This window comes from Paracoccus sp. Ld10 (genome assembly GCF_045064235.1).
Classification (GTDB): Bacteria; Pseudomonadota; Alphaproteobacteria; order Rhodobacterales; family Rhodobacteraceae; genus Paracoccus.
Window position 1 is genome coordinate 450,492 of sequence record NZ_JBISHD010000032.1, and the last position, 11,923, is coordinate 462,414.

Consider the following 11,923-nt stretch of genomic DNA (forward strand, 5'->3'; position numbering starts at 1 on the left):
TCTCATGATTACCCGTACCGGATCGGCTGAATGGACTGGCGGCCTGAAAGAGGGCAAAGGCCAGGTTTCGACCAAGTCGGGCGCGCTGTCCGCCCAGCCCTATGGCTTTAACACCCGCTTTGAGGACAAGCCCGGCACCAACCCCGAGGAACTGATCGGTGCGGCCCATGCGTCGTGTTTTTCCATGGCGCTGGCGATGATGCTGGAACAGGACGGCATCACGGGCGTGTCGATCAAGACGACATCCGACATTTCGATGGACAAGGATGGCGACGGGTTCGCGGTCAAGAAAGCGCATCTGACCACGACGATCACAGCAGATGCGGATCAGGCGAAAATCATGGAAATCGCGGAAAAGGCCAAGACCGGCTGCCCGATCAGCAAGCTGCTGAACGCAGAGATCACCATGGACGCTTTGGTTTCCTGATGCGCGTCCGGGTCGGTCACGAATTCCGCATTACGGTCGAACAGCCGACCCCTCTGATCTGCCTTGTCGCCCCCGAGGCGGCACGGCAAACCGATTTCGTTGCACCCGAACAGATCATAACCAAACCTCATGTCGATGTGCATGAATATAAGGATCTGTTTGGCAATATCAGCCGTCGCATGGTCGCCCCCGCGGGCGAGTTCACGCTGCGCAGCGACGTTACCCTGCACGACGACGAAATGTGGGACGACGTCGATTTCGCCGCGCAGGAGATCCCGGTGGAGGATCTGCCCGACGACGCGTTGATCTATCTGATGCCGTCACGCTATGTCGAAAGCGATGTCCTGTCGCAGCAGGCATGGGATCTGTTCGGTCATCTGCAACCGGGCTGGGGCCGGGTTCAGGCGGTATTGGACCACGGCCACCAGGTCCTGCAGTTCGATTATGGCACCGCATCGGTCTTTCGCACCGCCAATGATGCCAGCAAGGGCGGCATGGCGGTCTGCCGCGATTTCGCGCATCTTTCGCTGGCCTATCTGCGCGCACTGAACATACCCGCGCGCTATGTGAATGGTTATGTCGGTGACATTGGCGTTCCCAAGGTCGATGCGGCGATGGATTTCGCCGCGTGGATCGAGGTTTACCTGTCCGGCCGTTGGTGGACGTTCGACCCGCGCAACAACGAACGCCGCCTTGGGCGTGTCGTCGTCGCACGGGGCCGCGATGCGGCGGACGTTGCGATGCTGGCCAGTTTCGGCCCGCATCAGTTGGTCGGTTTCACCGTCTGGTGCCATCCGGTCGATGAGAGCGGGCAGGAAATGGACGGAATGGCCTTTGGGCAGGAAGCCGGGCCCTAGACCATCATCTCCTTGGTCGCGGTCAGCTTCAGGTCGGGGTGGTCGCGCCCGATACGGTCGATGTCCCATTGCAGGCGGGTCAGGTACACCAGATCGCCGTCGTGGTCATGGGCCAGGTGCCCCTTGTTCGTTTCCGCAAACGCATCGACAACCGCCTTGGCGCCGCTGACCCACCGGGCGCTGGTGAACTGGCTGCCCTCGAACCGCACCGGGATGCCGTATTCCAGCTCGATCCGGCTGGCCAGCACCTCGAATTGCAACGCGCCGACGACGCCCACGATGAAACCCGATCCGATGGCGGGTTTGAACACCTTGGCGGCGCCTTCCTCCGCGAACTGCATCAGCGCCTTTTCCAGATGCTTGGCCTTCATTGGGTCGGTCGCGCGCACCGACTGCAGCAGCTCTGGCGCGAATGACGGAATGCCCGTAAAGCGCAGCGTCTCTCCCTCGGTCAGGGCATCGCCGATGCGCAGCTGGCCGTGGTTCGGGATACCGATGATGTCGCCGGCCCAGGCCTCTTCGGCAAGTTCGCGGTCGGCGGCCAGAAACAGAACCGGGTTGGACACCGCCATAGGCTTTTTCGTGCGCACGTGGATCATCTTCATGCCACGTTCGAAATGCCCCGACGCCAGACGGACAAAGGCCACGCGGTCACGATGTTTGGGGTCCATGTTGGCCTGAACCTTGAACACGAAACCGGTCACTGTCTTCTCGTCCGGCGCGATCTCGCGTTCCGCACTGTTCTGCGGCTGCGGAGGCGGACCATAGGTGCTGATGCCCTGCATCAATTCCTGAACACCGAAACTGTTGATCGCGCTGCCGAACCAGATGGGCGTCATGTGGCCTTCCAGGAACGACTGTTGATCAAAGCGGGGCAACAGTTCGCGCGCCATCTCGACCTCTTCGCGCAGCTTGGCCAGCAGGTCGGCCGGCACATGTTCCGCCAGCCGCGGATCGTCCAGCCCTTGCATGGATATCGACTGCGCGACCTTGTTGCGGTCGGCCCTGTCCATCAGCTCCAGCCGGTCGCCCAGCATGTCATAGCAGCCGATGAATTCGCGCCCGACGCCGATGGGCCAGGATGCGGGGGCCACGTCGATGGCCAGGTTTTCCTGGATCTCATCGATAATTTCGAACGTGTCGCGGGATTCGCGGTCCATCTTGTTGCAGAACGTCAGGATCGGCAGGTCGCGCAGGCGACAGACCTCGAACAGCTTGCGGGTCTGCGATTCGACGCCCTTGGCCCCGTCGATGACCATGATCGCCGCATCGACCGCCGTCAGCGTGCGATAGGTATCTTCGGAAAAATCGCTGTGACCCGGCGTGTCCACCAGGTTGAAGCGGTGTCCGTCGAAATCGAACGACATTGCCGATGCCGACACCGAGATGCCGCGGTCCTGTTCCATCTTCATGAAATCCGACCGCGTACGCCGTGCCTCGCCCTTGGCACGCACCTGCCCGGCCATCTGGATGGCGCCACCGTACAGCAGAAACTTTTCGGTAAGGGTGGTCTTGCCGGCATCGGGATGCGAAATGATCGCAAAGGTCCGGCGGCGGGCGATTTCGGGCGGAAGGTCGGGGCGGTTTGTCATGTCGCGGCTTTAACGCGCCCGCGCGTCCGACGCAATTCCCGGCATTGTGCGGTCGGTGGTGCGAATTGTCTGCATCCGATCCTTGCTTTACGGCGTCCTCCGCGCATGATTATGACGAAACAGACGAGGGCACAGATGGATGGATCACTGGACCAATTGATGCGACTGCTGTCCAACCGCGGCCTTGAATGGCTGCGCCAGCGCATCATGGCATTGCCCGATCCCTGCCCTGTGAACCATCCCGACATCGGCGCACTGGCCCTGGCGGGACAGATCGCACCCGTGCTGTCGGGGCTGCGCGGACGAATTTCCCCGATCGAGGTGATCGTGCTGCGGCGGCTGACGCCCGAGCTGGTCCGACAGGGCGCCCTGCGCGTCCTTGATGGAGCACGAGACGATGCGATGATCCGGCTGACGCTGGCAGGCGGGTTGGTCGCACCGACCGACCCCCTCTGGCAATTGGCGTGCGAGGCATTGGCCGATGATCCCGACATCGCCTTGGCATACAGGCTGGCCCTATGCGACGACGTCGCCCTGCTGGAACAGGCGGAAACGGTCCTGACCACTCTTCCGACCCGCATCACCTCGGATCACGTCGCAAACGTTTCGCAGCTTTTGATGCAATTGTACCGCCATGGCGCCCGTCGGCCCCGGTTGTCCCATCCGCGGGCCTTTACGCTGATCTTTGATCATCTGCAGGCGCTGGCGGACTGGGGACGCGACGCGCGTTGCACGGCATCCGTCGCGCGGATGGCATTTTGCCTGCGCCTGCTGGACGACGACCACCCCGTGGGCGACATGATGTCCGAATTGATCCAGGCTCAGCGCCCCGACGGATCGTTTCCCGTCAAATTGGGTTTCGGCACGGCTGATCAAACATTTTCGGATGCGGTCCAACCCACGGTCCAGGTCGCAATGGCCCTACACATGGCGGCATGGAAACGCTGGCGCGGCCCCGCACCGATTTGGTTGCAACCCCATCCCGTCCAGACCGTCGCCCGCGAACTGGCAGATCGCATGGCGGTCATGGACATTCCTGCCGACATGGCCCTGTTCGTGGCGACCAGCCTGACCCGCGCCACCGGAGAGAATTGGCTGGTCCGACTGAAACCGTCACGACATGCCACACCCGCCGATCTGGAACGTCTGGCACGCGCCTGCTTTCGCGACCCGATTGCGGCCCGGCATGTGCGGGGATGGCTGGGTCTGACGCGGCAGGATACACGGTTGATCGGTCTTGCCAGCGCAGAGGCCGCATGGCTGGCCGGACGGACGGTCGCCATCGCCAGCCCGCTGCCGGATCAACTATGCCAAATGTGGGACCGCGCCGCGATCGCCGGCAACGTGGAGGCGTTCATGGAATGCGCACGGATCGCGCAGTACCATTCGGACGGCCCGACGACCCCGGCGATCAGGGCCATGACGCGACGCCTGTGTGTCGAGGCGTTCACGCAGGGTGCATCACTGCCCCGGATGCTGCAGATGCTGGATCGCCTGACCCAGCTATCCCGCCTGTTCGAGCCCGAGGCAAAAGCCGCCGCCGCCTGATCGCGTCAGAACAGCCCCTCGACCTGTCCCAGATCGTCCAACCCGATGACTTCGGCGGCGGGGTGGCGCGGCAGGCCGGGCATGGTCATGATCTGTCCACAGATCGCCACGACGAACCCCGCACCGGCGTTCAGCCGCACCTCGCGGACGGGGATGACATGCCCTGTGGGGGCGCCGCGCAGGTCCGGGTCCGTCGAAAAACTGTACTGCGTCTTGGCGATGCAGACCGGCATATGCCCATGCCCCGCCGCCTGCCACGCGGCCAGCTGATCCAGCACGCCGGGTCCGGGTTCGACCCGCGCGGCGCGGTGGATTTGGGTGCAGATCGTCTGGATCTTGTCCCACAGCGGCATCGCGTCGGGGTACAACGGTGCGAACGGCGCGGGTTCGTCAGCCAGGGCCACGACCGCGCGGGCCAGATCCTCGGCCCCCGCACCGCCCATGGCCCAGTGCCGTGCCAGGACTGCCTGCACACCCTGATCGGCGCAATAGGCCTGCAAGGCCGCGATCTCGGTCGGGGTATCGCCGTCGAAATGGTTCAGCGCCACCACGACTGGCAGGCCAAAGCTGCGGATATTTTCGATATGGCGGCCCAGATTGGCACAGCCCGCGGTGACGGCGGCCACATCTTCGGCCCCCAGATCGGCCTTGGCCACACCGCCGTTCATTTTCAGCGCCCGCACCGTCGCCACCAGCACCACGGCCGAGGGCGCAAGACCCGCCAGACGGCACTTGATGTTCAGGAACTTCTCGGCCCCCAGATCGGCGCCAAAGCCCGCCTCGGTCACCACGTAATCGGACAGGCGCAGCGCGGCGCGCGTCGCAATGACGCTGTTGCACCCATGCGCGATGTTGGCGAACGGCCCGCCATGGACCAGGGCCGGATTGTTCTCCAGCGTCTGGACCAGGTTCGGCTGCAGCGCGTCCTTCAGCAGGACGGTCATCGCGCCATCGGCCTGCAGATCGCGGGCCGTGACGGGCCGGCGGTCGCGGTCATAACCTACGACGATGCGGCCAAGCCGGTCCTGCAGATCGGCCAGATCGCGCGACAGGCACAGGATTGCCATCACCTCGGACGCGACGGTGATATCAAAGCCCGACTGGCGCGAGAACCCGTTCCCCGGCCCGCCCAAACCCACCACCACGTCGCGCAGCGCCCGGTCATTCATGTCCATGACCCGCCGCCAGGTGATGCGCCGCATATCCAGGTCCAGCGCGTTGCCCCAGTGGATATGGTTGTCGATCATCGCTGCCAGCAGGTTGTGCGCCGAGGTGATCGCATGGAAATCGCCGGTGAAATGAAGGTTCATCTCCTCCATCGGCACGATCTGCGCGCGCCCGCCCCCGGCCGCCCCGCCCTTCATGCCGAAATTCGGGCCAAGACTGGCCTCGCGGATGCAGATGGTGGCGCGGTGGCCGATCCGGTTCAGCGCGTCGCCCAGACCCACGGTCGTGGTGGTCTTGCCCTCTCCCGCAGGGGTAGGGTTGATGGCCGTGACCAGGATCAGGCGGCCTTCGGGCCCGGTCAGACCGGCCAGCGCGTCATGGGTGATCTTGGCTTTGTCATGGCCATAGGGCAGAATCTGGTCCGGCGTCAGGCCAAGGCTGGCGGCGATGTCGTTGATCGGGCGCTTGGTCGCCGCGCGCGCGATCTCAAGGTCGGTCCGCATGGTCTAGCGCACCACCATCACCGAGACGGGGGAATGGCGGACCACGGCGTTCGCATCGCGGCTGACCAGAATGCTGCGCAGCTCGTCCGGCTTGTCGCTGGCCATCACGATCAGATCCGCCTTGTGGCGGGCCGCGGCCTTCAGGATGGTTTCCGACACGTGGCCGTGGCCCACATGGACCTGCACACGCGACTGGTCCGGGAAATGCTGGCTGGCGAAATCGTCCAGCGCGCCCTTCATCTTTTGCAGGGCCTTCTGCTCGTACCCCTTGGGCAGAAAGGTTGCCACCATCGAACTGCCGAAATCATGCACGATCCCCAACAGGTGGATCACGCCATGGTCCCCCGCCAGCCGCATGGCAGCAGGCAGGGCCTTTTCCCAGCTTTCTGGATGCTGAAGGTCGATCGGCAACAATACGACATCATGCATGACGCGGTCCTTTCATGGGCTGGGGGCGGTCCTCGCGCCGACGTTGCGACCAGATCACCAGACCCATCAACAGAAAGGCCGGGATATAGATCCAGTACCGCGACGGCGCATCGACCGGGGAATTGACGGCCAGAACGGTTTGATCCCAATCCAGCCCCGCCGCCTGCGCCGGACTGTCAAAGGCGACGTTGTCGATCAGCGTCCGGTCGCCGTCCTGGATCAGGGTGATGCCCGCCGCGTCCAGCCGTTCCGCGCCGGTCGCGCCCTCGGGGACGGGCAGCAGGGCCGTGAACTCGACCGGGCTGCCGATGTCGTTCAGCCCGGCGATGCGCAGGCGCAGGCCATCGCCGACTTCGCTGTCTTCCAGCGACTGGACCAGTTCGGTTCCGGGACGTTCCTCAAACGGCGGGAACGCATAGCCCCAGAAAAAGCCGGGGCGAAAGATCGTGAACGCGATCAGCAGCAGCATCGCCGTCTCCCACAGGCGGCTGCGGACCAGGAACCACCCTTGGGTCGCCGCCGCGAACAGCAGCATCGCGATGGTCGCCGTGACAAAGACAAAGATGCCCTGTCCCCAGCCCACATCGATCAGCAACAGATCCGTGTTGAAGATGAACAGGAACGGCAGGACCGCCGTCCGCATGCTGTAGCCAAAGGCGATGACGCCGGTCTTGATCGGATCGCCCCCCGACACGGCCGCGGCGGCAAAGGATGCCAGACCCACGGGCGGGGTTACGTCGGCCATGATGCCGAAATAGAACACGAACAGGTGCACCGCGATCAGCGGCACGATCAGCCCGTTCTGCTGGCCAAGCGTCACGATGACCGGGGCAAGCAGCGCCGAGACCACGATATAGTTCGCGGTGGTCGGCAGCCCCATCCCCAGGATCAGCGACAGGACCGCGGTCAGGCCCAGGATGGCCAGCAGGTTGCCGCCCGACAGCACCTCGACCACCTCGGCCAGGGCCGATCCAACGCCGGTCTGGCTGACCGCGCCCACGATGATGCCCGCGGTCGCCGTGGCGATGCCGATGCCGATCATGTTGCGGGCGCCGGAAATCAGCCCGTCCACCAGATCGTCGAACCCGGCCCGCAGCGCGCGTCCGGTGTGCGCGTTGCCGGTGCGGTCCGATCCGCGCAGCAGCACCATCAGCGGCCGCTGCGTCAGCAGGATGAAGATCATGTAGGCGGTGGCCCAGAAGGCCGACAGCCCCGGCGACAGACGGTCCACCATCAGCGCCCAGATCAGCACCACCACCGGCAGGATGAAATGCAGCCCCGACCGGACCGTCGGTCCCGGCAGCGGCAGGGCGGTCACCGGTGCGTTGGGGTCGTCGATCTGCAACGGCTCTTCGCGCGCGGCAACCCACAGCAGGCCGACATAGGCCGCCGTCAGGATGCCAAAGACCGCATAGGGGGCGGCTGCGCCGAATGCCGGACGCATCCAGCCCATCAAGTAATAGACCGCCATCGACAGCGCACAGATACCCGCGATCAGGAAGGCCGCGAACATCAGCCGGCGCAACAACGGCGGCGGTGTGTAGGCGCGTGGCAGGCCCTGCATGCCGGCCTTCATCGCCTCGAGGTGCACGATATAGACCAGCGCGATATAGCTGATCGTCGCGGGCAGAAAGGCATGCTTGACCACGTCGAAATAGGGGATGCCCACGTATTCGACCATCAGGAAGGCCGCGGCCCCCATCACCGGCGGCATGATCTGGCCGTTGACCGACGACGCGGTTTCCACGGCACCGGCCTTTTCACTGGAAAAGCCCACCTTTTTCATCAGCGGAATGGTAAAGGTGCCCGTGGTCACGACATTGGCGATGGACGATCCGGAAATCAGCCCGGTCATCGCGCTGCTGACCACGGCGGCCTTGGCCGGGCCGCCCCGCAGATGGCCCATCAGCGAAAAGGCAACCTGAATGAAATAGTTGCCGGCCCCCGCCTTGTCCAACAGCGCGCCGAACAGCACGAACAGGAAGACGAAGCTGGTCGATACGCCAAGGGCGATGCCGAACACGCCCTCGGTTGTCACCCATTGGTGGTTGGCGACTTCGGCCAGCGAATTGCCGCGATGCGCGATGATCGACGGCATGTAGGGGCCGAGAAAGGTATAGGCCAGAAAAACGGTGGCCACGATCATCAGGGCCGGGCCAAGGCTGCGACGCGTGGCCTCCAGCAGCAGCAGGATGCCCACGACGGCCATGATCAGGTCGGTGGTGATCGGCGCGCCGACCCGCCGTCCCAGTGCGTCGCTGTTGACAAAGACGTACATGGTGACCGCCACGCCCGCCAGCGCCAGCGCCCATTCCCAGGGCGGTACGCGGCTCTTGGGGCTGCCCAGCAGCACCGCCGCAACGACGCCCGTCCCGGCCAGCGCCAGCCACCACAGCGGCATTGCGTCAGGCGCGCCATAGATGAACAGCCCAGACAGGATCACCGGAACCGACACCCCAAGCGCAATCTGGAACGGTGATTTTTCAGCGGGATAGGCCATGAAAGCCAGAAACAGCGCGAAGGCGAGATGCACCGCGCGGGCATCCGTGGCGCTGATGATGGCAAAGTTCAGCATGAAGGGCAGCGGCGAGGCGATCCACAGCTGGAACAGCGACCAGCACAGGGCTACCCCCAGGATCAGCTTGCCCACGATACCCGGCGGGGTGCGCGCCCCGGTATCCGAGGATGCGACAAGCTCGTCCAGTTCTTCCTGGGTCAGGGCACCGTGGCCCGCGGCCTGCATCTCGACCGCGCTGGCCTGTTGCTGGCGTTCCCTGGTCTTGTCGTCGTCGCTCATCACGGCACCCCCTGCGATGCATGTTTTTCTTGTTGAAGCATGATGATGGGGCGGCCCCAAAGGGCCGCCCCGGTCAGTGTCGGATCACTCGACCCAACCCTGCTCGCGATAGTAACGCTCGGCTCCGGGATGCAGCGGGGCGCTGTTGCCATCAGCAACCATTTCCTCGGGCGTCAGGTTCGCAAAGGCGGGGTGCAGACCCTTGAAGCGGTCGAAATTGTCGAAAACCGCCTTGACCACTTGATAAACCGTTTCTTCGGGGATCGCGGCCGAGGTCACCATGGTCGCCTTGACGCCGAAGGTTTCGGTATCTTCGTCGTTATTGGCATACATGCCGCCGGGAATGGTGACCTTGGAATAGAACGGATTGTCCGCGACCAGCGCGTCGATCGCCTCTCCGGACACGTCGACCAGGGTCGCGTCCACGGTCGAGGTCGCCTCCTGGATCGAACCGTTGGGATGGCCCACGGTATAGCTGATGGCATCGACCTGGTTGTCGCCCAGGGCGGCCGACTGTTCGGCAGGGCGCAGTTCAGACGACAGCGCAAAGTCGTCCATGCTCATCCCCATGGCGTCCAAAACGACCTCGAACGTGCCGCGCGACCCGGAACCGGGGTTGCCGACGTTCACGCGCTTGCCGACCAGATCGGTAAAGGTCTCAATCTCGCTGTCGGCGCGGGCGACGACGGTAAAGGGTTCGGGGTGGACGGCGAACACGGCCCGCAGGTCGGTAAAGGCATCGCCTTCGTAATCCGAACTGCCGTTATAGGCGTGGAACTGCCAGTCGGACTGGGCCACGCCCATGGTCATGCCGCCGGACTTGATTTGGTTGATGTTGTCGATCGATCCACCCGTGGCGGGCGCGGTGCAGCGCAACCCGGTGGTGGCCGTATCCCGGTTCACCAGACGGCAGATCGACTGACCCACGACGTAGTAAACGCCGGTCTGGCCGCCCGTGCCGATGGTGATGAACTGTTCTTCCTGCGCCATCAGCGGGGTCGCGCCCAACGCCATGACGGTGCCCAGCAGGATCGTTTTCAATTTGCCCATGTCGGCTTCTCCCTAACGGTTTTTGACAGGCAAACGCGATCGGCGCGTTCCTGCCGGATGGTCTTATCGTCACGGATGCGTGTCCAAAACACAAGCCCGGCGGGCGCAGCATACCGGGCATAGCACGCTGGATCAGTCCAAAACTGCAGCCACGCGGTCCCGCAGCACCGGCAGCAGGTCGGACCCGAACCACGGATTGGCGCGCAGCCATCCCGTGTTTCGCCAGCTTGGGTGCGGCAAGGGAAAAACCGCAGGCGAATGGGCGCGCCAGTCCCGCACGGTCTGTGTCACGTCGCGTACACCCAGATGCCAACGCATTGCGTGCCCCCCGACCAGCAGGGTCATCTGTGGGTCGATCTGGTCCATGACCTGCTGTCGCCACGTCGCCGCACAGATCGGCGGGGGCGGCAGGTCCGACCCCTTTGCGTCGTATCCCGGAAAACAGAACGCCATCGGCACGATGGCGATGCGATCACGGTCATAAAACGTCGCAGGGTCCACCCCCATCCAGTCGCGCAGCCTGTCACCGGACCGGTCGGTAAAGGGCTGCCCGCTGTCATGAACCCGCGCGCCGGGCGCCTGACCGACGATCAGGATGCGCGCGCCGGGTCGGAACCACACCACCGGTCGCGGCGCATGGTGCGTGGCGGTCACGGCGAACCGGTCCGCGCACAGCCTGCAGGCGCCGATTTGGTCGGCCAGTGGGGCGTCAGGGTCGCACATGAATCGCATTTATGGCGAAATTGCGGTGATATAAGGCTGGCCAGATCACAATTTTTAGGGCCCGATGCCGGGACTGGACACCCCGTCCGCCCCACCATAAGGTCGCCTTGGCAGTCGAGGCTCCGGCATGGCACGCCTCGTGCCAAATTTCTTTTGCAAAGCAAGGCCATGCTTGAATTTGACAACGTGTCCAAGTCGTTCTGGACCGGCAAGCAGCACAAGATCATCCTTGAGCAGGCCTCTTTCCGGGTCGAGCTTGGACAGTCGCTTGGCATCCTGGCCCCCAACGGTACGGGCAAAACCACGCTGATCAACATGATGTGCGGGCTGGAAAAACCCGATGAGGGCAAGATCCGCCGCGAATGCCGCATTTCTTTTCCTTTGGGGTTCATGGGGGGCCTGGTCACCCGGCATACCGGAAACGAGAACGCCCGCTATATCGCGCGCATTTATGGTCTGGACCCGGATTATGTCGCGGCCTTTACGCGCTGGTTGTGCGACATCCATGAATATTTCGACATGCCGGTTGGCACCTATTCGACGGGCATGCGGCAACGCTTCAACTTTTCGCTGTTGCTGGCGCTCGATTTCGACATCTACCTGATCGACGAGGGGATGCCACAGACCACCGACGTGGAATTCAACCGCAAGGCCGGTCGTGTCCTGTTCGAGCGGTTGCAGACCGCGACCACCGTCATCGTGTCCCACCAGCCCAGCACGATCGAGAAATTCTGCAACCGCGCTGCGATCCTGCGTGACGGCAGGCTGTATCTGTTCGAGACCCTCGACGAGGCCAAGCAATATTATGACTACACCTCCTAAAGCACGCC

At 63.8% G+C, this 11,923-nt stretch carries 10 protein-coding genes; 4 read left to right on the forward strand and 6 right to left on the reverse strand.

The genetic code is table 11. The features are described 5' to 3' along the window. Window positions 1-4 precede the first annotated feature (4 nt). Together ACJJVR_RS16035 and ACJJVR_RS16040 are read left to right on the forward strand one after the other, a co-directional pair. Window positions 5-427 (forward strand): OsmC family protein, encoded by a 423-nt coding sequence (locus ACJJVR_RS16035; RefSeq protein ID WP_405406056.1) that lies wholly within the window; start codon window positions 5-7, stop codon window positions 425-427. Continuing rightward, window positions 427-1,284: a transglutaminase family protein gene (locus ACJJVR_RS16040; protein ID WP_405406058.1), complete on the forward strand. Its 858-nt coding sequence runs from the start codon at window positions 427-429 to the stop codon at window positions 1,282-1,284. The genes ACJJVR_RS16035 and ACJJVR_RS16040 overlap by 1 nt, the downstream gene beginning before the upstream one ends. Here ACJJVR_RS16040 and ACJJVR_RS16045 read toward each other — a convergent pair. Next, entirely contained in the window at window positions 1,281-2,876 is a 1,596-nt protein-coding gene (locus ACJJVR_RS16045) for a peptide chain release factor 3 (protein ID WP_405406059.1), read from the reverse strand. The genes ACJJVR_RS16040 and ACJJVR_RS16045 overlap by 4 nt on opposite strands. A 159-nt stretch (window positions 2,877-3,035) precedes the next feature. Here ACJJVR_RS16045 and ACJJVR_RS16050 point away from each other — a divergent pair, with 159 nt between their 5' ends. Then, the gene (locus tag ACJJVR_RS16050; protein ID WP_405406061.1) at window positions 3,036-4,424 is read left to right on the forward strand and encodes a hypothetical protein; all 1,389 of its coding nucleotides are present in this window, start codon (window positions 3,036-3,038) and stop codon (window positions 4,422-4,424) included. A 5-nt stretch (window positions 4,425-4,429) separates the two neighbouring features. Here ACJJVR_RS16050 and ACJJVR_RS16055 read toward each other — a convergent pair whose 3' ends face one another. The 5 genes from ACJJVR_RS16055 to ACJJVR_RS16075 all read right to left on the reverse strand — a co-directional run bounded on the left by ACJJVR_RS16055 (window position 4,430) and on the right by ACJJVR_RS16075 (window position 11,093). Continuing rightward, window positions 4,430-6,094 (reverse strand): formate--tetrahydrofolate ligase, encoded by a 1,665-nt coding sequence (locus tag ACJJVR_RS16055; protein ID WP_405406063.1) that lies wholly within the window; start codon window positions 6,092-6,094, stop codon window positions 4,430-4,432. 3 nt (window positions 6,095-6,097) lie between these two features. Then, window positions 6,098-6,523, reverse strand: a complete 426-nt coding sequence (locus ACJJVR_RS16060; protein ID WP_405406065.1) for a universal stress protein — start codon at window positions 6,521-6,523, stop codon at window positions 6,098-6,100. Next, entirely contained in the window at window positions 6,516-9,320 is a 2,805-nt protein-coding gene (locus tag ACJJVR_RS16065) for a TRAP transporter permease (RefSeq protein ID WP_405406066.1), read from the reverse strand. Before ACJJVR_RS16065 ends, ACJJVR_RS16060 begins: the two co-directional genes overlap by 8 nt. Window positions 9,321-9,404: 84 nt before the next feature. Continuing rightward, window positions 9,405-10,370, reverse strand: a complete 966-nt coding sequence (locus ACJJVR_RS16070) for a TAXI family TRAP transporter solute-binding subunit (RefSeq protein ID WP_405406068.1) — start codon at window positions 10,368-10,370, stop codon at window positions 9,405-9,407. A 132-nt stretch (window positions 10,371-10,502) separates the two neighbouring features. Further along, window positions 10,503-11,093, reverse strand: a complete 591-nt coding sequence (locus tag ACJJVR_RS16075; protein WP_405406070.1) for a uracil-DNA glycosylase family protein — start codon at window positions 11,091-11,093, stop codon at window positions 10,503-10,505. Between the two features lie 168 nt (window positions 11,094-11,261). Here ACJJVR_RS16075 and ACJJVR_RS16080 point away from each other — a divergent pair, with 168 nt between their 5' ends. Then, window positions 11,262-11,915 (forward strand): ABC transporter ATP-binding protein, encoded by a 654-nt coding sequence (locus tag ACJJVR_RS16080; RefSeq protein WP_405406071.1) that lies wholly within the window; start codon window positions 11,262-11,264, stop codon window positions 11,913-11,915. Window positions 11,916-11,923: the final 8 nt, after the last annotated feature.